This window comes from Collimonas fungivorans Ter331, from assembly GCF_000221045.1.
GTDB lineage: Bacteria > Pseudomonadota > Gammaproteobacteria > Burkholderiales > Burkholderiaceae_D > Collimonas > Collimonas fungivorans_A.
Window position 1 is genome coordinate 598,281 of sequence record NC_015856.1, and the last position, 20,750, is coordinate 619,030.

At 60.9% G+C, this 20,750-nt stretch carries 19 protein-coding genes; 17 read left to right on the forward strand and 2 right to left on the reverse strand.

Annotation, left to right across the window (positions count from 1 at the left end; translation table 11 throughout):
• Positions 1-73 precede the first annotated feature (73 nt).
• Together CFU_RS02560 and CFU_RS02565 are read left to right on the forward strand one after the other, a co-directional pair.
• Positions 74-1,612, forward strand: coding sequence for an AMP nucleosidase (locus CFU_RS02560; RefSeq protein ID WP_014004488.1), 1,539 nt, complete (start codon positions 74-76; stop codon positions 1,610-1,612).
• A 17-nt stretch (positions 1,613-1,629) separates the two neighbouring features.
• Positions 1,630-1,860, forward strand: coding sequence for a hypothetical protein (locus CFU_RS02565; RefSeq protein ID WP_014004489.1), 231 nt, complete (start codon positions 1,630-1,632; stop codon positions 1,858-1,860).
• Between the two features lie 3 nt (positions 1,861-1,863).
• Here the strand turns inward: CFU_RS02565 and CFU_RS02570 are convergent, their stop codons facing one another.
• Both CFU_RS02570 and CFU_RS02575 read right to left on the reverse strand, forming a co-directional pair.
• On the reverse strand, positions 1,864-3,072 hold the full coding sequence (locus tag CFU_RS02570) for a YbfB/YjiJ family MFS transporter (RefSeq protein ID WP_014004490.1): 1,209 nt from the start codon (positions 3,070-3,072) through the stop codon (positions 1,864-1,866).
• Positions 3,069-4,163 carry an NAD(P)H-dependent flavin oxidoreductase gene (locus CFU_RS02575; RefSeq protein WP_050808456.1) on the reverse strand — a complete coding sequence of 365 codons (1,095 nt, stop codon included), beginning with the start codon at positions 4,161-4,163 and terminating at the stop codon, positions 3,069-3,071. Before CFU_RS02575 ends, CFU_RS02570 begins: the two co-directional genes overlap by 4 nt.
• 118 nt (positions 4,164-4,281) lie before the next feature.
• On the opposite strand from CFU_RS02575, the gene CFU_RS02580 reads away from it, so the two are divergent.
• The 15 genes from CFU_RS02580 to hisG all read left to right on the forward strand — a co-directional run bounded on the left by CFU_RS02580 (position 4,282) and on the right by hisG (position 20,739).
• On the forward strand, positions 4,282-5,157 hold the full coding sequence (locus CFU_RS02580; protein WP_014004492.1) for a LysR substrate-binding domain-containing protein: 876 nt from the start codon (positions 4,282-4,284) through the stop codon (positions 5,155-5,157).
• A 92-nt stretch (positions 5,158-5,249) separates the two neighbouring features.
• Entirely contained in the window at positions 5,250-5,963 is a 714-nt protein-coding gene (locus tag CFU_RS02585; RefSeq protein ID WP_014004493.1) for a transposase, read from the forward strand.
• Positions 5,964-6,142: 179 nt separating this feature from the next.
• Positions 6,143-10,831 carry a glutamate synthase-related protein gene (locus CFU_RS02590; RefSeq protein WP_014004494.1) on the forward strand — a complete coding sequence of 1,563 codons (4,689 nt, stop codon included), beginning with the start codon at positions 6,143-6,145 and terminating at the stop codon, positions 10,829-10,831.
• A gap of 100 nt (positions 10,832-10,931) precedes the next feature.
• On the forward strand, positions 10,932-12,395 hold the full coding sequence (locus tag CFU_RS02595; protein ID WP_014004495.1) for a glutamate synthase subunit beta: 1,464 nt from the start codon (positions 10,932-10,934) through the stop codon (positions 12,393-12,395).
• 216 nt (positions 12,396-12,611) lie between these two features.
• Positions 12,612-13,427, forward strand: a complete 816-nt coding sequence (locus CFU_RS02600) for an ABC transporter ATP-binding protein (protein WP_081466544.1) — start codon at positions 12,612-12,614, stop codon at positions 13,425-13,427.
• Positions 13,427-14,227 (forward strand): lipid asymmetry maintenance ABC transporter permease subunit MlaE, encoded by an 801-nt coding sequence (gene mlaE, locus CFU_RS02605; RefSeq protein ID WP_014004497.1) that lies wholly within the window; start codon positions 13,427-13,429, stop codon positions 14,225-14,227. Before CFU_RS02600 ends, mlaE begins: the two co-directional genes overlap by 1 nt.
• A 130-nt stretch (positions 14,228-14,357) precedes the next feature.
• Positions 14,358-14,831 (forward strand): outer membrane lipid asymmetry maintenance protein MlaD, encoded by a 474-nt coding sequence (gene mlaD / locus CFU_RS02610; protein WP_014004498.1) that lies wholly within the window; start codon positions 14,358-14,360, stop codon positions 14,829-14,831.
• Positions 14,828-15,556, forward strand: a complete 729-nt coding sequence (locus CFU_RS02615; protein WP_014004499.1) for an MlaA family lipoprotein — start codon at positions 14,828-14,830, stop codon at positions 15,554-15,556. Before mlaD ends, CFU_RS02615 begins: the two co-directional genes overlap by 4 nt.
• A 105-nt stretch (positions 15,557-15,661) precedes the next feature.
• Entirely contained in the window at positions 15,662-16,294 is a 633-nt protein-coding gene (locus CFU_RS02620; protein WP_041741125.1) for an MlaC/ttg2D family ABC transporter substrate-binding protein, read from the forward strand.
• Positions 16,295-16,315: 21 nt separating this feature from the next.
• Positions 16,316-16,609, forward strand: coding sequence for an STAS domain-containing protein (locus CFU_RS02625; RefSeq protein WP_014004501.1), 294 nt, complete (start codon positions 16,316-16,318; stop codon positions 16,607-16,609).
• 168 nt (positions 16,610-16,777) lie between these two features.
• The gene (locus CFU_RS02630) at positions 16,778-17,731 is read left to right on the forward strand and encodes an ABC transporter ATP-binding protein (RefSeq protein ID WP_014004502.1); all 954 of its coding nucleotides are present in this window, start codon (positions 16,778-16,780) and stop codon (positions 17,729-17,731) included.
• The gene (locus CFU_RS02635) at positions 17,731-18,486 is read left to right on the forward strand and encodes an ABC transporter permease (protein WP_041742945.1); all 756 of its coding nucleotides are present in this window, start codon (positions 17,731-17,733) and stop codon (positions 18,484-18,486) included. Before CFU_RS02630 ends, CFU_RS02635 begins: the two co-directional genes overlap by 1 nt.
• A 47-nt stretch (positions 18,487-18,533) precedes the next feature.
• Positions 18,534-18,776: a BolA family protein gene (locus tag CFU_RS02640; protein ID WP_014004504.1), complete on the forward strand. Its 243-nt coding sequence runs from the start codon at positions 18,534-18,536 to the stop codon at positions 18,774-18,776.
• A gap of 68 nt (positions 18,777-18,844) precedes the next feature.
• Positions 18,845-20,095: a UDP-N-acetylglucosamine 1-carboxyvinyltransferase gene (murA, locus tag CFU_RS02645; protein ID WP_041741126.1), complete on the forward strand. Its 1,251-nt coding sequence runs from the start codon at positions 18,845-18,847 to the stop codon at positions 20,093-20,095.
• On the forward strand, positions 20,092-20,739 hold the full coding sequence (gene hisG, locus CFU_RS02650; RefSeq protein WP_014004506.1) for an ATP phosphoribosyltransferase: 648 nt from the start codon (positions 20,092-20,094) through the stop codon (positions 20,737-20,739). The genes murA and hisG overlap by 4 nt, the downstream gene beginning before the upstream one ends.
• The last annotated feature ends 11 nt before the right edge of the window (positions 20,740-20,750 follow it).

A 20,750-nucleotide genomic window follows, 5' to 3' on the forward strand; every position in this document is an offset into this window, starting at 1 on the left:
CCCGCTTAGTTCCCATTCCCACGCCAATCCCAGTAGAATTGAACTGTAAGGTCCGGATAAATATGTCCGGACCATGACGCCGGCCAGCCCGGCGTACAGATATCGCTACGGAGATTCAATGTTCCCGACTGAGCAATTTACCGACCCTCATGCCGCCGTCGCCCGCGTGCATGAAATCTACGAGCATCACACCGCCTTGCTGCGCGAGGCTTTCAAGCGCTTTGCCAACGGCGAAGTGATGACCGAGCGGGTACGCGCCTGCTACCCGTTTGTGCGGGTCACAACCGAATTCAATACCCGCGCCGACACCCGCCACTCCTTCGGTTTTGTGTCCGGTCCCGGTGTCTTTGAGACTACGCTGACGCGGCCGTCGCTGTACACCAACTACCTGGTCAGCCAGTTCAAGCTGCTGCGCGATAACCATGACGTACCACTGGAAATCGGCGTCAGCGACATGCCGATCCCGGTCCATTTTGCTTTCCCGGAAGGCATCCATGTCGAGGGCAATCTCGATCCCGACCATCTGCGCACCTTGCCGGATGTATTCGACCTGCCGAACCTGGCGACCATGGACGACCGCATCGTCAACGGCACCCTTGAAGAACTGCCGGGCGATCCGCATCCGCTGGCCTTGTTCACCGCGCCGCGCATCGATTATTCGCTGCACCGGCTGAAGCACTATACGGCGACCTCGCCCGACCGTTTCCAGCGCTACGTGCTGTTCACCAACTACGCGTTCTACGTCGATGAATTCATCCGCATGGGACGCGAGCTGATGCAAGCCACCAACGATCCGGAGCAGCGCGCCTATCGCCAGCAATACACGGCCTTCGTCGAGCCGGGCGACCTGACCACCTGGAACGCCAATCTCGACGACCTGCCTGCCGACCGCGCGCTCACCGGCGTCGCGCCGGCGCGGCAGCCGCAGATGCCGGCCTACCATCTGCAACGCGCCGATGGTTCCGGCATCACGCTGATCAACATCGGCGTCGGTCCGTCGAACGCCAAGACCATCACCGATCACGTCGCGGTACTGCGTCCGCATGGCTGGATCATGCTGGGCCACTGCGCCGGCCTGTCGACTTCGCAGCGCATGGGTGACTACGTCCTGGCGCATGCTTATGTGCGCGACGACCATGTGCTGGACGACGACCTGCCGCTGTGGGTGCCGGTGCCGGCGCTGGCCGAGGTGCAGCTGGCCTTGCAGGATGCGGTGGCTACGATTACCCAGCTGGAAGGCTACGAGCTGAAACGCATCATGCGCACCGGTACGGTGGCGTCGATCGACGACCGCAACTGGGAGCTGCGCGACCATCGCAAGCCTTTGCTGCGTTTCAATCAAAGCCGGGCGATTGCGCTGGACATGGAAAGCGCGACAGTGGCCGCCAACGGTTTCCGTTTCCGCGTTCCTTACGGTACGTTGCTATGCGTCTCGGACAAGCCGTTGCACGGCGAAATCAAGTTGCCGGGCATGGCCAACCGCTTCTATGAACAGCGCGTCAACCAGCATCTGAAGATCGGCATCAAGGCGCTGGAGCTGCTGCGCAACCAGGGCGTCGAGCAGCTGCACAGCCGCAAGCTGCGCAGCTTCAGCGAGCCGGCGTTCCGCTGATTTTCGCTGATTAATTAATGGCTACCTTCATCAAGCACCGGAAAATAAAAATCGTGACCCTGGCCGCAGATGAGGCAATCGCCGATCACTGCAGCGCAGGCGACATCGCCCTGGTGCAGGATGAGGCCGGCTGGTGGACCCACTTTGTCGGCGAGAACGGCGCCATCGACAGCTACGATGCGCCGTTCGCCAGTTACAACAAGGCGCTGTGGACGGCCAAGGCGGCTGCCGAATTTTCCTCGGAATAGAAATCAGGCAGTCGCTTTGCGGCTGTATCGGTACATGGCGCCCAGCAAGGCGGCGCCGGCCAGCAGCGCCAGCGCCGCCACGCTCAGCGATGAGCTGAAGTTGCCGCTGCCTTGCACCAGGCGGGTCGCCAGCGGCGGTCCGATGATCTGCCCCACGCCATAAGTTGCAGTCAGCAATCCCATCAGGCTGCGCGCATGATCGCCGCGCAGGCGGCGGGCGTCGCGCATTGCAAACAGGGTAATCGCCGTGAACGGCAGGCCGAGCAGGATGCTGCCGAGCGCGAAGCCGGCCACGCTGGGAGAGACCAGGCCGACGATGATGCCGCCTGCCTGCAGCAGGTAGCAGGCGGCCAGCAACAGGCGGTTGTCCCAGTGCGTCGGCAGCCGGGTCGCCAGCAGCGCGCCGATCGAGACGCAGATGCCGAACAGGGGCCAGAACAGATCCGGCCAGTTCGAGCCTGGCAGCGCCTGGCGCGCGATCACCGGCAGGAAAGTTGCGGTGATGATGTAGCCGAAGCCGGCCAGCGCATAGGCGATGGTCAGGCCGCGGGTCTGGCGCGCGGCCTGGGCCGGTTCAAGCCCATGCGCTGCCGGTGACGGCGTGCCCGCCGCGGCTGCCGATCCCGAGAAGGTCGACCATACCAGCGCCGTCAATATCAAGGCCAGCAATCCGTACAGCAGCCAGCCGTGCTCGGCTCGCCAGTGCTGGCCGATCATGGCGCTGGTCGCCAGTCCGGTGATCAGGATGCCGAGGCCGGGGCCGCAATAAATGATGCCGCCCAGGGCCGGCGCCTGCAGCTGCGCCAGGCGCTGCAGGCACCAGCCGGAAGCGAAGACGAAAGTGCAGGCGCTGCTGACGCCTGCCAGGGTGCGCAGCAGCAGCCAGAGTGCGGGAGAGTGCAGCCATCCCATGCCCAGCGTCAGCAGCACTGTGCTGACCAGTCCAAGCTTGATGGCGCGAGTGGCGTCGGTCCGCAATACCATGCACAACAGGGCGCCGATCAGGTAGCCGATATAGTTGGCGGTAGCCAGCCAGCCGCCTGCAGCCAAGTCGATGGCGCCATCGTGCAGCATCATCGGCAACAGCGGCGTGAAGGCGAAGCGGCCGATCCCCATTGCAACCGCCAGCGCCAGCGCTCCGGCCAGCGCCACGCGCCAGGCCGCGCGGCCCTGGCCTGTCTCCAGCGCTGTGGCTTGCAGGTTTTTACTCAAGCTGTTTCTTCCCGAGGCTGGTGGCTGGCGGCCGCTTGCAATTCAGCCGCCAGCGTCGCCACCAGTTGCGCGGCAGGCATGGGGCGCGTCATCGCCACTCCCTGGCCGGCCCACAGCGACATGAATTCGGGACGCCCCTGCCTGGCCGCGGCCTGGCGGATCTCGCCGCTCAGCGCATTCTGGACCGGATAGGGCGGCAGCGTGTTTTCATGCGGCCGCATCTGTTCCATGAAGGCATTGACGATGCCGCGTGCGTACCGGCCCGAGAAACTGCGGGTCATGCGCGTGCTGTCATCCTTGGCGCTGGCCAGCTGCTCGCGCCAGGCCGGCGCTATGCCCGATTCGGGAGTCGCCAGGAAGGCGGTGCCCAGCTGCGCCGCCTGCGCGCCGAGCAGCTGGGCGGCGGCGATGCCGCGGCCGTCCATGATGCCGCCGGCGGCGATCAGCGGCAGCTTGACTGCCGCCGCCACTTGCGGGATCAGGGTCAGCAGGCCGATGCAGGATTGCTCGATATCGCCCAGGAAAGTGGCGCGGTGGCCGCCGGCTTCGCCGCCCTGGATGCAGATGAAATCGGCGCCGGCCTGTTCCCATGCCAGCGCTTCGGCAACGCTGGTGACGGTGCCGATGACCTTGCATCCTTTGCGCTGGAATTGCGCCACGGTAGCGGCGTCGAGTATGCCGAAAGTGAAGCTGACCACCGGCGGCGCCGCTTCCAGCAGGGCGGCCAGCTGGTCCTTGAAGTTTTCGCTGAATTTCTGCGGCGTGACCGCCGGCCCCAGGCCGAGCTCGGTGCGGAACGGCAGCAGCAAGGCTTGCGCCGCTGCGATTTCGGCGACGCTCGGTTGCACCTGTTCCAGGATGAACAAATTGACGTTGAACGGCTGCGAGGTCAGGGTGCGGATTTTTTTCACCGCTTCAATGATCGCCGCCGGCGCCAGCAGGGCAGCGGCGAACGAGCCCAGGCCGCCGGCATTGCTGACGGCTGTCGCCAGCTCAATCGGCGAGGCGCCGTTCATGGGACCTTGCACGATCGGATAGCGGATGCCGAGCGCGCTTGTGAAGGTTTCCCGGCTGTTGCGGATGTTGGACATGTGGATATTCCTGAAAAGTATCGGATTGCTTGCGACGAGCATAGTCCATGCTACCTTGACACGGTCATCCTGAAAAATGAATAATAAAAATGTTATCCATCTTTATATGAGATGAATTATGGATTTGTTATCTCTTGAAATTTTCCGCACCGTGGTCCGCGAGGGCGGCATTACCCGTGCCGCCGAGCAACTGCACCGGGTGCAATCGAACGTGACGACCCGCATACGCCAGCTGGAAACATCGCTGGGCGTGTCTCTGTTTTCCCGCAATAACAAGCGGCTGGTGCTGACGCCGGCCGGCGAGACCTTGCTCGGCTATGCCGAGCGCCTGCTGAACCTGGCCGGCGAAGCGCGCGAGGCGGTGCAGCCGGCGGTGCCGCAAGGGCGCTTGCGCATCGGTTCGATGGAAAGCACCGCCGCCAGCCGCTTGCCGCTGCCCTTGGCGCGTTTCCACCAGGAGTGGCCGGCGGTGCAGCTGGAACTCAGCACCGGCGCCACCCAGCAACTGATAGACCGGGTCCGCGCATTTACGCTGGACGCCGCCCTGGTCGCCGGTCCGCTGGATGATCCCCTGTTTGAAATGCTGCCCCTGTATGCCGAAGAACTGGTAGTGCTGGCCGCCCGCAACCATCCGCCGATCAGCGGCCCCGACGATGTGCAAAGCCGCACCCTAGTCGCCTTCGAACACGGCTGCGCCTACCGCCGCCACGCCGAAAACTGGCTGGCCTCAGGCAGCGTCCCCGGCCGCCGTCCCGACCGCATCCTCGAGCTAGGCTCCTACCACGCCATGCTAGCCTGCGTCGCCGCCGGCGCCGGCATCGCCCTGGCGCCAAGGTCCGTACTGGAACTGCACAACAACACCCAAAGCCTGGCCACCTACCCCATAGGCCCCGCAGGCCAGGTAACCACCTACCTGATCCGCCGCCACGACTACAGCTCCCCAGCCTTCGACGCCCTAAGCCAGATCCTGCAAGCAGAAGCCACCAATAATTAGGGTCAGAGTCAAATTGTTTAAGGAAAATCAAATAGGGTCAGAGTCAAATTATTCGATAAAATGCAGGCATCATCAGATCACTTCCTTTCGCCATGGCCCGCCAGCCCAGACTTGTCATCCCCAATCAGCCGCACCACCTGATCCAGCGTGGCGTCGATCGCCAGGCCATCTTCCGCGAGACGGAAGATTATGTGAATTTCCTTGCCCGCCTGCGCGAAGGAGCCAGGCAATACAAGGTGGCTATCCATGCTTATGTGCTGATGAGCAACCATGTGCACCTGCTGGCGACACCGTCCGATGCCCAGGGCCTGGCCAAGATGATGCAGTGGGTAGGGCGCTTCTACGTGCCTTATTTCAACCAGAAATATGAGCGGGTAGGGACTTTGTGGCAGGGACGCTACAGGGCCACGGTGATAGATTCCGAACCTTATTTCATGTTGTGCAGTTGCTACATCGACCAGAATCCGGTGCGCGCCGGCATCACGGCAACGGCTGGCGAGTATCCCTGGTCGAGCTATTTGCACCACGTCGGGATCAAGGCCGACCCTCTCGTGGTGGATCACGCCCTGTATTGGGCATTAGGCAATACTCCCTTCGATCGCGAGGCTGCTTATAAACAAATGGCAGAGCAAGCGCTCACCTCCCTCCAGGCGAAGCAGCTGATGGACGCCACCAACAAGGGCTGGCCGCTGGGCACGGAAAAATTCAAATCAAGCCTCGAGAAGCAGGGCGGTCTGAGAGTACGTCCTGGCAAGCGTGGGCGCCCCTTTAAAACCCCGGCAGACCCGCAGGCTGGAGACAAATAAAAAAATGACTCGCAGGGCAATAAACCCACCAAATGCACTGAATTGACTCTGTCCCCATTTAATTTTGGTGCAAAAATCAGTCCAATTAATTTGACTCTGACCCTATTTATTGTGATTGAAGTCTGAGGGCGTCTGCACTATTCTTAATATCCTTACTCTCAAAGTGGTGGAGCAACGTTATGCATGCGCAAGGTTTATACGATCCGGCCAATGAACATGATGCCTGTGGCGTCGGGTTTATTGCTCACATCAAAGGCAAGAAGAGCCACTCGGTCATTGAGCAGGGTTTGCTGATCCTGAAGAATCTCGATCATCGGGGTGCGGTCGGTGCGGATAAGTTGATGGGTGACGGCGCCGGGATCCTGATCCAGGTGCCGGATCAGTTCTATCGCGAAGAGATGGCGAAGCTGGGCGTGATCTTGCCGCCGCCGGGCGAATTCGGCGTGGGCATGGTGTTCTTGCCAAAAGAGAATGCTTCGCGCATCGCCTGCGAACAGGAAATCGAACGTGCGGTGCTGGCTGAAGGCCAGGTCGTGCTGGGCTGGCGCGATGTGCCGGTGGATATCGAGATGCCGATGTCGCCGACCGTGCGCGACAAGGAACCGGTGATCCGCCAGATCTTCATCGGCCGCGGCCCGGACATCATGGTGACCGATGCGCTCGAACGCAAACTGTATGTAATCCGCAAATCCTCCGGCCACGCGATCCAGGCCCTGAACCTGTTGCACGGCAAGGAATTTTTCGTACCGTCGATGTCGGCCCGCACCGTGGTCTACAAGGGCTTGCTGCTGGCCGACCAGGTCGGCGTCTATTACAAGGACCTGCAGGATCCGCGCTGCCTGTCGGCGCTGGCGCTGGTGCATCAACGCTTCTCTACCAATACTTTCCCGGAATGGCCGCTGGCCCACCCGTACCGCCTGCTGGCGCACAACGGCGAGATCAACACCGTCAAGGGCAACTTCAACTGGATGCGCGCGCGTGAAGGCGTGATGAAATCGCACGTGCTGGGCGATGACCTGCAGAAGCTGTTTCCGCTGATCTATGAAGGCCAGTCCGACACCGCCTGTTTCGACAATGCGCTGGAACTGCTGCTGATGGCGGGTTACCCGATTGCGCAAGCGATGATGATGATGATCCCGGAAGCATGGGAAAACCACGCCACCATGGACGACAACCGCCGCGCCTTCTATGAATACCACGCCGCGATGATGGAACCATGGGACGGCCCGGCCGCGATGGCGTTTACCGACGGCCGCCATATCGGCGGCACGCTGGACCGCAACGGCCTGCGTCCGGCGCGCTACATCGTCACCGACGACGACTTCGTGGTGATGGCGTCCGAATCCGGCGTCTTGCCGATCCCGGAATCGAAGATCATCCAGAAATGGCGCCTGCAGCCAGGCAAGATGTTCCTGATCGACCTCGACGCCGGCCGCATCATCGACGACAAGGAGCTGAAAGACACGTTTGCCAACGCCAAGCCATACAAGCAGTGGATTGAATCGGTGCGCGTCAAGCTCGACGAGCTGAAATCTGAGCCGTCCGAATCCGGTTCGACCATCCCGCTGCTGGACCGCCAGCAGCTGTTCGGCTACACCCAGGAAGACATCAAGTTCCTGATGTCGCCGATGGCGGCCGCTGCCGAAGAAGCGATCGGCTCCATGGGCAACGACTCGCCGCTGGCGGTCATGTCCAACAAGAACAAGACCCTGTATCACTACTTCAAGCAGTTGTTCGCGCAAGTCACCAACCCGCCTATCGATCCGATCCGCGAAGCGATGGTGATGTCGCTGGTGTCCTTCATCGGACCTAAGCCGAACATGCTGGACACCAACAACATCAACCCGCCGATGCGGCTGGAAGTCACGCAGCCGATCCTGAACTACGACGACATCGCCAAGCTGCGCAATATCGGCGCGCACACCGGCGGCAAGTTCAAGTCCTACGAGCTGAACATCTGCTATCCGGTAGCCTGGGGCAAGGAAGGCATCGAAGCGCGCCTGGCCTCGCTGTGCGCCAAGGCGGTCGACGCCGTCAAGTCGGGCCACAACATCCTGATCGTCTCCGACCGCAAGGTCGACGCCGAGCAAGTGGCGATCCCGGCGCTGCTGGCTACTTCGGCAATCCACCAGCATCTGGTGAGCAAGGGCCTGCGCACCTCGACCGGCCTGGTGGTCGAAACCGGTTCGGCGCGCGAGACGCATCACTTCGCACTGCTGGCAGGTTATGGCGCGGAAGCTATCCATCCCTACCTGGCGATGGATACGCTGACCGAACTGGCGCACGGCTTGCCGGGCGCGCTGTCGCCGGAAAAGGCGATCTACAACTTCCAGAAGGCGATCGGCAAGGGGCTGCTGAAAGTCATGTCGAAGATGGGTATTTCGACCTACATGTCGTATTGCGGCGCGCAGATTTTCGAAGCGATCGGCCTCAACAAGAGCATGACCCAGAAGTACTTCAAGGGCACCGCGTCGAATGTCGAAGGCATCGGCGTGTTTGAAGTGGCGGAAGAAGCCTTGCGCCTGCACCGCGCGGCGTTCAGCGACGATCCGGTGCTGGCCAACGCACTCGACGCCGGCGGCGAATACGCATTCCGCATCCGCGGCGAAGAGCACATGTGGACGCCGGATGCGATCGCCAAGCTGCAGCACTCGACCCGCGCCAACAACTTCAACAGCTATAAAGAATATGCGCAGCTGATCAACGACCAGTCCAAGCGCCACATGACCCTGCGCGGCCTGTTCGAATTCAAGGTCGATCCAAGCAAGGCGATCCCGCTGGACGAGGTCGAGCCGGCCAAGGAAATCGTCAAGCGCTTTGCTACCGGCGCGATGTCGCTCGGCTCGATCTCGACCGAAGCGCACGCCACGCTGGCGGTGGCGATGAACCGCATCGGCGGCAAGTCGAATACCGGCGAAGGCGGCGAGGACGAGAACCGCTATCGCCAGGAACTGAAAGGCATCCCGATCAAGCAAGGGGAAACCCTGGCGTCGGTGATCGGCAAGGACCGCATCGAAGTCGATATCCCGTTGCAGGCCGGCGATTCGCTGCGTTCGCGCATCAAGCAGGTGGCGTCCGGCCGTTTCGGCGTCACTGCCGAATACCTGATTTCCGCCGACCAGATCCAGATCAAGATGGCGCAGGGCGCGAAGCCGGGCGAGGGCGGCCAGCTGCCTGGCCACAAGGTGTCCGAGTACATCGCCAAGCTGCGTTTCTCGGTGCCGGGCGTCGGCCTGATTTCACCGCCGCCGCACCATGACATCTATTCGATCGAAGACCTGGCGCAGCTGATCCATGACTTGAAAAACGTTAATCCGCGCGCTTCGATTTCGGTCAAGCTGGTATCTGAAGTGGGTGTCGGCACCGTGGCTGCGGGTGTCGCCAAGGCCAAGTCGGATCACGTGGTGATCGCCGGCCATGACGGCGGCACCGGCGCTTCGCCTTTGTCGTCGATCAAGCATGCCGGCTCGCCTTGGGAACTGGGCCTGGCGGAAACCCAGCAGACGCTGGTGCTGAACGGCTTGCGCAACCGCATCCGGGTCCAGGCCGACGGCCAGATGAAGACCGGCCGCGACGTCGTGATCGGTGCTTTGCTCGGTGCGGATGAATTCGGTTTCGCCACCGCGCCGCTGGTGGTCGAAGGCTGCATCATGATGCGCAAATGCCACCTGAACACCTGCCCGGTCGGCGTTGCCACGCAAGACCCGGTGCTGCGCGCCAAGTTCTCCGGCAAGCCGGAGCATGTGGTCAACTTCTTCTTCTTCATCGCCGAAGAAGTGCGCCAGATCATGGCGTCGCTGGGCATCCGCAGTTTCAATGAACTGATCGGCCGCGCCGACCTGTTGGACAAATCGCGGGCGATCACGCACTGGAAGGCGCAGGGCCTGGATTTCAGCCGCATTTTCTACCAGCCCGTATTGCCTGAAGGCGGCGTGTATTACCACACCGAAGAACAGGACCACGGCCTCGACCGCGCGCTCGATCACAAGCTGATTGCGCAAGCCAAGGCGGCGCTGGACAAGGGCGAGCGGGTCTCGTTCATCTCGCCGATCAAGAACCTGAACCGCACCGTCGGCGCCATGCTGTCGGGCGAGGTCGCGAAAAAATACGGCCACGAAGGCTTGCCCGACGACACCATCCACATCCAGCTGCAAGGCACCGCAGGCCAGTCGGCAGGCGCGTTCCTGGCGCATGGCGTGACGCTGGACCTGGTTGGCGAGGGCAACGACTATGTCGGCAAGGGCTTGTCGGGCGGCCGCATCATCGTGCGTCCGAACACCGAGTTCCGCGGCCGCGCGGTCGATAACATCATCGCCGGCAACACAGTGCTGTACGGCGCGATTGCCGGCGAGGCTTTCCTCAACGGCGTCGCCGGCGAACGCTTCGCGGTGCGCAACTCAGGCGCGATTGCAGTGGTGGAAGGCACCGGCGACCATGGCTGCGAATACATGACCGGCGGTACGGTGGTGGTGCTGGGTGAAACCGGCCGTAACTTCGGCGCCGGCATGTCTGGCGGCCTGGCTTACGTCTACGATCCGGACGGCACGTTTGCGGCGCAATGCAATATGTCGATGGTGACGCTGGAGCAGGTGCTAAGCCAGGGCGAGCAGGAAGCCACGATCGACAAGGCGATCTGGCACAGCACCGTGCGCGGCGGCGAAGTGCAGGCCGACGAGGCGATCCTGAAGGGGCTGATCGAACGCCACTTCAAGTACACCGGCAGCACCCGCGCCCGCAACCTGCTGGACAACTGGGTTGCTTCGCGCAGCAAATTCGTCAAGGTGTTCCCGACCGAGTACAAGCGGGCGCTAGGCGAGTTGAATGCGGTGCGCAGCACTACGCCAGCCAAGGAAAAAGTCGCCGCGTAATCGACAGATTGCGTAACCGTCAGCCAAGTAACGATAAGGATCGCCGCCGGTCTGGAATGCCAGATCGCGGTGGATCCTGTAGCTAAAATGTGAGTGAAAAATGGGAAAAGTAACAGGATTCATGGAGTACCAAAGGGTCGGCGAGACGTATGAAGCGCCGGTGGCGCGCAAGAAGCATTACAAGGAATTCATCCTCAGCCTGAGCAACGACGAAGCCAAGACCCAGGGCGCGCGCTGCATGGATTGCGGCATTCCGTTCTGCAACAACGGCTGCCCGGTCAACAACATCATCCCCGACTGGAACGACCTGGTGTATCGCGGCGCGTATCACGAAGCGCTGGAGACCCTGCATTCGACCAACAACTTCCCGGAATTTACCGGCCGCATCTGCCCGGCGCCATGCGAAAGCGCCTGCACGCTGGGCATCAACAGCGACCCGGTCGGCATCAAGTCGATCGAGCATTTCATCGTCGACAAGGGCTGGGAAAACGGCTGGATCGTGCCGCAGCCGCCGCTGGTCAAGACCGGCAAGAAAGTCGCCGTGGTCGGTTCCGGTCCTGCCGGGCTGGCGGCGGCGCAGCAGCTGGCGCGCATCGGCCATGAGGTCACCGTGTTTGAAAAGAGCGACCGGGTCGGCGGCCTGCTGCGCTACGGCATCCCCGATTTCAAAATGGAAAAATCCCATATCGACCGCCGCGTCGAGCAGATGGAAGCCGAAGGCGTGACCTTCCGCACCGGCGTGCTGGTCGGCAAGGATTTCCCGGCCAATGTAAATAACTGGGCCAAGAAGACGGTTTCGCCGGAAGAATTGAAAGCCGAGTTCGACGCCGTGGTGATTGCCGGCGGCGCCGAACAGCCGCGCGATTTGCCGGTGCCGGGACGCGAACTGAAGGGCGTGCATTTCGCCATGGATTTCCTGCCGCAGCAAAACAAGGTCAATGCCGGCGACAAGGTCAAGGAGCAGATCCTGGCTGGCGGCAAGCATGTGGTGGTGATCGGCGGCGGCGATACCGGTTCCGACTGCGTCGGCACTTCCAACCGCCAGGGCGCGGTATCGATCCAGCAGTTCGAGCTGATGCCGCAACCGCCGGAACTGGAAAACAAGCCGCTGGTGTGGCCTTACTGGCCGACCAAGCTGCGCACTTCGTCGTCGCACGAAGAAGGCTGCGACCGCGACTGGGCGGTAGCCACCAAGCGGCTGGAAGGCAAGAACGGCAAGGTCGAGAAACTGATCGCTGCCCGCGTCGAATGGAAAGACGGCAAGATGCAGGAAGTGCCGGATTCGGAATTCGAAATGAAGGCCGACCTGGTGTTCCTGGCGATGGGTTTCGTCTCGCCGGTGGCGCAAGTGCTGGAGGCATTCGGCGTCGACAAGGATGCGCGCGGCAACGCCAAGGCCACTACCGACGGCGATGCCTGCTACAAGACTTCGGCCGACAAGGTGTTCGCCGCCGGCGACATGCGGCGCGGCCAGTCGCTGGTGGTGTGGGCTATCCGCGAAGGCCGCCAGTGCGCACGGGCAGTCGATGAATTCCTGATGGGAGCGTCGGTTTTGCCACGGTAATATTGTTTGAGTTTTTTGCTGTAACTAAAGAGAAGAGCATGTCAGTGGCAACACCGGCGTGCTCTTTTTTCTGCAGTGCATGTTTTTGTTCATGCATCCAGGCAATAGTCAAACTGTTGTAATACAGGCACATATCAGTCTGTCTACTATTGCCGAGCTCTGAACGATTGTCGCATTTGCACTACAATAGCCCCTTTGATTTATTCGGTGGATGGTGTGGCAAATATCGTCGAAATTCGTGATCTGCAGTTTGGCTATGGTGAGAGGTCGATTTTATCGGGTCTCAACATGGACTTCGCACGCGGCAAGGTGATCGCCGTCATGGGCGGCTCCGGCTCCGGCAAGACCACCATATTGCGGCTGATCGGCGGCCAGCTGAAGCCCCAGGCCGGCAGCGTCAAGGTCGACGGCGAAACGGTGCACACATTGTCGACTTCGGGCTTGTATGCCTTGCGGCGCAAGATGGGCATGCTGTTCCAGAGCGGCGCCTTGTTTACCGACCTGACCGCATTTGAAAACGTCGCCTTCCCGCTGCGCGAACACACCAACCTGTCGCCGGAACTGTTGAACAACCTGGTGCTGCTGAAGCTGAATGCGGTCGGCCTGCGCAACGCCGCGCAACTGAAGCCGTCCGAGATTTCCGGCGGCATGGCGCGGCGCGTGGCGCTGGCGCGCGCGATTGCCCTGGATCCGTCGCTGATCATGTATGACGAACCGTTCGCCGGGCTGGATCCGATTTCGATGGGCGTGACCGCCAACCTGATCCGCAAGCTCAACGATGCGCTGGGTTCGACCAGCATCCTGGTGTCGCATGACGTCAATGAGTCGTTCAGCATCGCCGACTACGTGTATTTCCTGTCGCAAGGGCAGATCGTGGCGCAGGGCACGCCGGCAGAGATGCTGGCGTCCACCCATCCGTACGTGAAGCAGTTCGTCAATGCCGAGCCTGACGGTCCGGTGCCGTTCCACTATCCTGGCAAGTCGCTGGCCGAGGACCTGGGCCTGAGTCTGAACCTGAAAGGGCGCGGCTGATGCTGAATGCTGTAACCAAGTTTGTAAGCAATTGTCTTGCCGCAGTGGGACGCACGGTACGCGAATCGATTGCCGGCCTGGGCCTCGCCGCGCGCATGTTCTTTGCGATCCTGCGCGCCTCGCTCGGCCTCTGGCGGCGTCCGCGGCTGATTACCGACCAGATCCATTTCATCGGCAACTACTCGCTGGTCATCATTGGCGTCTCGGGCCTGTTTGTCGGTTTTGTACTGGGTTTGCAGGGTTATTACACGCTCAACAAATATGGCTCCGAGCAGGCGCTGGGCTTGCTGGTGGCGCTGTCGCTGGTGCGTGAGCTGGGACCGGTGGTGACTGCGCTGCTGTTCGCCGGCCGCGCCGGCACTTCCCTGACGGCGGAAATCGGCTTGATGAAAGCCGGCGAGCAGTTGTCGGCGATGGAAATGATGGCGGTCGATCCCATGCAACGGGTAGTGGCGCCGCGTTTCTGGGCCGGCGTGGTGGCGATGCCGATGCTGGCAGCCTTGTTCAGCGCCCTCGGTATTTTTGGCGGCTATCTGGTCGGCGTCAAGCTGATCGGCGTCGACGACGGCGCGTTTTGGTCGCAGATGCAAGGCGGTATAGATATCTGGCAAGATATCGCTAACGGTGTCCTGAAAAGCATCGTATTTGGCGTCGCCGCGACGTTTGTCGCGGTATGGCAGGGTTATGAGGCGAAACCGACGCCGGAAGGCGTTTCCAGGGCAACCACGCGCACCGTGGTGATCTCGTCGCTGGCGGTGTTGGCGCTGGACTTCCTGCTGACCGCTTTAATGTTTAACTGATTTTTGCGCGACTCCGGCGCTTATTGGGTGCTCAGGCAGCCGGGGCCAAGCCGTAGCGGCGCGTTTTACTTCTCGTTACTATTTCCTCCTCGGGAATTTGTTCGCGGTGGTATTTTTAAGGTGATGAATCATGCAACAGAAAACTGTAGACGTATGGGTAGGCATATTTGTGCTGATCGGCGTGCTGGCCCTGGGGTTCCTGGCGCTGAGAGCCGGTAACCTGAGCAGCGCGACTTTCAACAAGACCTATCCGGTAATTACCAAGTTCGACAATATCGGCGGCCTGAAAGTGCGCGCATCGGTCAGGAGCGCCGGAGTGGTGGTGGGGCGTGTCGCTTCGATCAATTTCGACGACAAGAACTTCCAGGCGATAGTGACCTTGAACATGGACCAGCGTTACCAGTTCCCGGAAGACAGTTCGGCTAAGATACTCACTTCAGGTTTGTTGGGCGAGCAATACATCGGTATCGAAGCGGGCGGCGCGACCAAGAACCTGGTTGCCGGCGACCGTATTAAATTAACGCAATCCGCGATTGTGCTGGAAAACCTGATCAGTCAGTTTCTGTATAGTAAAGCTGCGGATGTAAAGGACACAGAACAATGAAAACCATGACCCGCCTGGGCTCGCTCGCTCTGGTTGCCGCGCTGGCCGGCTGCGCCACCACCAGCAATCCGCAAGACCCGCTGGAAGGCTTCAACCGCGCCATGTTCAGCTTCAACGACACGCTCGACAAGGTCGCCCTGAAGCCGGTCGCCACTGCTTACCGCAACTGGCTGCCAAGTTTTGTCCAGACCGGCGTCAACAACTTCTTCGGCAACCTGGGCGATGTCTGGAGCTCGGTCAACGGTTTCTTGCAAGGCAATGTCGCGGACGGCACCTCGGACGTGATGCGGGTTGCGGTCAACTCCACGCTCGGCCTGGGCGGTTTGCTGGATATCGGCTCGGAAGCCGGTTTGCAGAAACATAACAAGGATTTCGGCCAGACCTTGGGCAAGTGGGGCGTAGGCTCCGGTCCTTACCTGGTGCTGCCGCTGTTCGGGCCGTCGAATATCCGCGACACGGCGGCATTGCCGGTCGACATGTACGGCGATATCTGGTCCTACAAATACCCGGTGCGCTGGCGCAATACCGGCTCGGTGGTGCGCCTGATCGACAAGCGCGCCAACCTGCTGGATGCAGGCGGCCTGCTGGACGATGCCGCCCTCGACAAGTATGAATTCGTGCGCGACGCCTACACCCAGCGCCGCCAGAGCCAGATCAGCGGCAACAGCGACGATAGCGACGACAAGGCGGACAAACCTGTCAACAGCAAGCCCGCCGAGCAGTGATTATCGGCGCCGGCCGGAACCGGCGCTTGAAATTGCCGTCTTAGGACGCATCTACCCCGCGTCTGAGACGTCTTCTAACAACCATTAAGATTGTTAAAAAAACATATGAAAATCCTGAAAAAAATCCTGACGCTGTCGCTGACTGTCGGCAGCCTGTTGTTCACAGCGGCAGCCCAGGCGCAAGAAGCGCCTGACACGCTGATCAAGCGCATCAGCCAGGACGTGCTGGATACCGCCAAATCGGATAAAAACATCCAGGGCGGCAACCAGCAGCGCATCCTGGCGCTGGTTGAAGAAAAGATCATCCCGTATGTCGACTTCGAGCGCATGACCAGCATGGCCATGGGCCCTAAATGGCGCGACGCAACCGATGACCAAAAGAAACAGTTGATCACCCAGTTCCGCAGCCTGCTGGTCTATACCTATTCCGGCGCGCTGTCGCAAGTGCGCGACCAGCAAATCGATTTCAAGCCGCTGCGCGCCGATCCGGCCGATACCGACGTCATCGTCCGCTCGCAGGTGATCCAGCCGCGCGGCGAGCCGATCCAGCTCAATTATCGCGTGGAAAAAGCAGGCACGAGCTGGAAGATCTATGATGTCAACGTACTGGGCGCCTGGCTCGTTGATTCATACAAGGGCACCTTCACTTCCGAAATCAACCGTTCCGGCATCGACGGCCTGATCAAGGTGTTGTCGGACAAGAACAAGGAACGCGCTGCCCGCGGCCTTAAGAAATAATCAGTTGATTGACTAACTAACATGTTTAGACCATCTCACTCGCTTACTGTCGGCAACGCCAAAGTCACTCTGGAAGAGGGCTTGCGCGCGATCGCCGGGGGCGAGACCGAGATCGACCTGGGCGACGTGGTGGCGGTCGATTCGGCCGCCGTCGCTACCTTGCTGGCTTGGCAATGTGCAGCCCTGAACCAGGGGCTGAACCTGCATTTCTCCAGTTTGCCCGCCAACCTGGAAAGCCTGATCGATTTATACGGCGTGGCAGAGTTGCTGGCGCCTGCCGGCGTGACTGTTGCCGCCAGTACACTGCATCATTGAGCTTTACCTTCCCCTTTCCTCGCAGCATCCCGGGTTTGTCGTTGTCGCCCGGCCCTCGCAGCAAAAATCCAATATAATCAAGGGTTCCGCCGCCGGCCAGCATGGCTAGACCGGCAAATCGGCAGCATTGCTGCGGCGTTCCTATTAAAGAATATTTAGCAAGGCACTATGGCGGCCATCCAGATCACCAATGTCAAGAAGCGTTACCAGTCCCTACAGGCGCTGGATGGCGTTTCCTTGACCATCGAAGAAGGCGAATTCTTCGGTTTGCTGGGCCCTAACGGCGCCGGCAAGACCACCTTGATTTCGATCATCGCCGGCCTCAACCGGCCCGATTCAGGCAACGTCACGATCCACGGCCACGATGTCGTCAGCGATTACCGCGCCGCGCGCCGCAATCTCGGCGTGGTGCCGCAAGAACTGGTGTTCGATCCGTTTTTCACGGTGCGCGAAACCTTGCGCATCCAGTCCGGCTATTACGGCTTGAAGAACAACGACAAGTGGATCGACGAGGTGATGGAAAACCTCGACCTGACCAACAAGGCCGACACCAACATGCGCGCGCTGTCGGGCGGCATGAAGCGGCGCGTGCTGGTGGCGCAGGCGCTGGTGCACAAGCCGCCGGTGATCGTGCTGGACGAGCCGACCGCCGGCGTCGACGTCGAACTGCGGCAGACCCTGTGGCGCTTCATTTCGCGCCTCAACCGCGAAGGCCACACCGTGGTCCTGACCACGCACTACCTGGAAGAAGCGCAAGAGCAGTGCAACCGCATCGCCATGCTCAAGCTGGGGCAGGTGGTGGCGCTCGATTCCACCTCGGCGCTGATCAAGCGCATCGCCGGTTCGCAATTGCTGGTCAACCTGTCCAGCGGCAGCTTGCCGGCGGCGCTGCAGCCTTTGGTGCTGCATGCCGACGGCAGCAAGTTTGCGTTGCGGGTCAACGAATATGCCGATGTCGAACCGATCCTCGGCGCCTTGCGCCATGCCGGCGCGGTGATCGAGGACATGCAGCTGCAGCAGGCCGACCTGGAAGACGTGTTCCTGCAGATCATGGACAGCAAGGTCAGCGCCAGCGGGTTTAATGTCTTTGCCGACGAATACAGCGCGGGCGGTGTCAAATGATGATCGGTTTCCAGACCCTGTTCTATAAAGAGGTGCTGCGCTTCTGGAAAGTGGCGACGCAAACCATTGGCGCGCCTATCCTGACGGCGATGCTGTACCTGCTGATTTTCGGCCATACCCTGAAAGACCACATCGAGGTCTATCCCGGCGTGCAGTACACCGCGTTCCTGATCCCCGGCCTGGTGATGATGAGCGTGTTGCAAAATGCCTTCGCCAATACCTCGTCATCGTTGACACAGTCGAAAATGACCGGCAATCTGGTGTTCGTCCTGCTGACGCCGCTGTCGCACTGGGAACTGTACGGCGCTTATGTGCTGGCCTCGGTGGTGCGCGGCGTAGCGGTCGGCCTGGGCGTGTTTGTCATCACCGCCTGGTTCGGCAACCTGTCTTTCGTGGCGCCGTGGTGGATCGTGATTTTCGCCTTCCTGGGGGCGGCGCTGCTGGGCACCATGGGTCTGATCGCCGGCGTCTGGGCCGACAAGTTCGACCAGCTGGCGGTGTTCCAGAATTTCCTGATCATGCCGGCGACCTTTCTTGCCGGCGTGTTTTATTCGATCAAATCGTTGCCGCCGTTTTGGCAGGCCGTATCGCATTTGAATCCGTTCTTTTATATGATAGACGGATTCCGCTACGGCTTTTTCGGGCAGTCAGACATCAACCCGCTGATCAGCCTGCTGATCATCTGCATATTCCTGGCGTTGCTGTCGGCGGTAGCGGTGCAGATGCTGAAGCGCGGCTATAAGCTAAGACACTGAGCAAGGCACTGAACGCGTCACCAAGTTGGAAAAACTGAGAAAACATTATGTTCCCTACACCCGATCTCGTTAAAAGTTACATCGCCGCCGGCCTCGACTGTTCGCACCTGGATGTCGAAGGCGACGGCCAGCATTTCAAGGCGGTGATCGTGTCGGCCGCGTTTGCCGGCAAACGTCCGATACAGCGCCACCAGATCGTCTATGCGGCGCTGGGCGACCGCATGCGCGAAGAAATCCATGCCTTGTCGATGAAGACACTGACGCCGGAAGAATTTCAAGAGAACAAATGACCGGCCGGGCGGCTGCCCTGCCAGATACAACGAACACCACTGAACGAACACCACTGCGAGAAGTCACCATGGATAAATTATTGATACAAGGCGGTAACCGCCTTTCCGGCGAGATCACCATTTCCGGCGCAAAAAATGCGGCGCTGCCTATCCTGTGCGCCGGTTTGCTTACCGCCGACCAGCTGCAGCTGAGCAACGTGCCCAACCTGCACGATGTGTCGACCATCCTCAAGCTGCTGCGCCAGATGGGATTGAAAGCGACCCAGGATGGCCATTTCGTGACCTTGCAAGGCGACGCCATCACCAACCTCGAAGCGCCTTATGAAATGGTGAAAACCATGCGCGCATCGATCCTGGTGCTGGGCCCGCTGCTGGCGCGTTTCGGCGAAGCACGGGTATCGCTGCCGGGCGGCTGCGGCATCGGCTCGCGTCCGGTTGACCAGCACATCAAGGGCCTGCAGGCGATGGGCGCCGAGATTTCGATCGAAGCCGGCTACATTCATGCCAAGGCCAAGAAGCTCAAGGGCACACGCGTGGTGACCGACATGATCACCGTCACCGGTACTGAAAACCTGCTGATGGCCGCAACCCTTGCCGACGGCGAAACGGTCCTGGAAAACGCTGCGCGCGAACCGGAAGTCACCGACCTCGCCAACCTGCTGGTGGCGATGGGCGCGAAGATCGACGGCATCGGCACCGACCGCCTGACGATCCAGGGCGTCGACAAGCTGCACGGCGCCGAGCATGCAGTGATCGCCGACCGTATCGAGACCGGCACCTTCCTGTGCGCGGTAGCGGCTACCGGCGGCGACGTCATGCTGAAAAACACCCGCAGCCATATCCTCGACGCCGTGCTGGACAAGCTGCGCGAAGCGGGCGTGATCCTGACTTCCGGCGACGACTGGATCCGCGTGCAGATGGCAGCGCGGCCGAAGGCGGTCAGTTTCCGCACCACCGAATACCCGGGTTTCCCGACCGACATGCAAGCGCAGTTCATGTCCATGAACAGCATTGCCGAGGGCACCAGCCATGTCACCGAAACGATCTTTGAAAACCGTTTCATGCACGTGCAGGAAATGAACCGCCTCGGCGCCGCCATCGATGTGCAGGGCAATACCGCCATCATCAAGGGCGTCGACAAGCTGGTCGGCGCGCCGGTGATGGCGACCGACCTGCGCGCTTCCGCTTCGCTGGTGATTTCCGGCCTGGTGGCGCAAGGCCAGACCCTGATCGAACGCGTCTACCACCTGGACCGCGGCTATGACCAGATGGAGTGCAAGCTGTCGGCAGTCGGCGCCAACATCGAAAGAATCAAATGAGCCAGAAGCTGACCCTGGCGTTGTCGAAAGGCCGCATCTTTGAAGAGACCTTGCCGCTGCTGAAGGCCGCCGGCATCGAGGTCACCGAAGATCCGGAAACCTCGCGCAAGCTGATCCTGGCGACCAACGATCCGCAGGTCAACGTGATCATCGTGCGCGCTTCCGACGTACCGACTTACGTGCAATACGGCGCCGCCGATTTCGGCGTGGCCGGCAAGGATGTGCTGCTGGAACATGGCGGCGAGGGACTGTACCAGCCGATCGACCTGGATATTGCCAAGTGCCGCATGTCAGTGGCGGTCTCGGCCGGCTTCGACTACGCCAGCGCGATCCGCCAGGGCGCGCGTCTGCGGGTCGCCACCAAATACCTGCTGACCGCGCGCGAGCACTTCGCCGCCAAGGGCATGCACGTCGACCTGATCAAGCTGTACGGTTCGATGGAACTGGCGCCGCTGGTCGGGCTGGCGGATGCGATCGTCGACCTGGTCAGCACCGGCGGCACCTTGCGCGCCAACAAGCTGGTTGAAGTCGAACACATCATGGATATCTCATCGCGGCTGGTGGTGAATCAGGCCGCCTTGAAACTGAAGCGCGAACGCTTGCAGCCGATCCTGGAAGCTTTTGAAAAAGCTTCGATTCAATAAGACGCAGCAAA

Bases quoted from the DNA above. Each gene is read 5' to 3' on its own strand.
- CFU_RS02560 (WP_014004488.1), top strand. From the start codon at position 74: ATGACGCCGGCCAGCCCGGCGTACAGATATCGCTACGGAGATTCAATG.
- CFU_RS02565 (WP_014004489.1), top strand. From the start codon at position 1,630: ATGGCTACCTTCATCAAGCACCGGAAAATAAAAATCGTGACCCTGGCC.
- CFU_RS02575 (WP_050808456.1), bottom strand. From the start codon at position 4,163: ATGTCCAACATCCGCAACAGCCGGGAAACCTTCACAAGCGCGCTCGGC.
- CFU_RS02580 (WP_014004492.1), top strand. From the start codon at position 4,282: ATGGATTTGTTATCTCTTGAAATTTTCCGCACCGTGGTCCGCGAGGGC.
- CFU_RS02585 (WP_014004493.1), top strand. From the start codon at position 5,250: ATGGCCCGCCAGCCCAGACTTGTCATCCCCAATCAGCCGCACCACCTG.
- CFU_RS02590 (WP_014004494.1), top strand. From the start codon at position 6,143: ATGCATGCGCAAGGTTTATACGATCCGGCCAATGAACATGATGCCTGT.
- CFU_RS02595 (WP_014004495.1), top strand. From the start codon at position 10,932: ATGGGAAAAGTAACAGGATTCATGGAGTACCAAAGGGTCGGCGAGACG.
- mlaE (WP_014004497.1), top strand. From the start codon at position 13,427: ATGCTGAATGCTGTAACCAAGTTTGTAAGCAATTGTCTTGCCGCAGTG.
- mlaD (WP_014004498.1), top strand. From the start codon at position 14,358: ATGCAACAGAAAACTGTAGACGTATGGGTAGGCATATTTGTGCTGATC.
- CFU_RS02615 (WP_014004499.1), top strand. From the start codon at position 14,828: ATGAAAACCATGACCCGCCTGGGCTCGCTCGCTCTGGTTGCCGCGCTG.
- CFU_RS02620 (WP_041741125.1), top strand. From the start codon at position 15,662: ATGAAAATCCTGAAAAAAATCCTGACGCTGTCGCTGACTGTCGGCAGC.
- CFU_RS02625 (WP_014004501.1), top strand. From the start codon at position 16,316: ATGTTTAGACCATCTCACTCGCTTACTGTCGGCAACGCCAAAGTCACT.
- CFU_RS02630 (WP_014004502.1), top strand. From the start codon at position 16,778: ATGGCGGCCATCCAGATCACCAATGTCAAGAAGCGTTACCAGTCCCTA.
- CFU_RS02635 (WP_041742945.1), top strand. From the start codon at position 17,731: ATGATCGGTTTCCAGACCCTGTTCTATAAAGAGGTGCTGCGCTTCTGG.
- CFU_RS02640 (WP_014004504.1), top strand. From the start codon at position 18,534: ATGTTCCCTACACCCGATCTCGTTAAAAGTTACATCGCCGCCGGCCTC.
- murA (WP_041741126.1), top strand. From the start codon at position 18,845: ATGGATAAATTATTGATACAAGGCGGTAACCGCCTTTCCGGCGAGATC.
- hisG (WP_014004506.1), top strand. From the start codon at position 20,092: ATGAGCCAGAAGCTGACCCTGGCGTTGTCGAAAGGCCGCATCTTTGAA.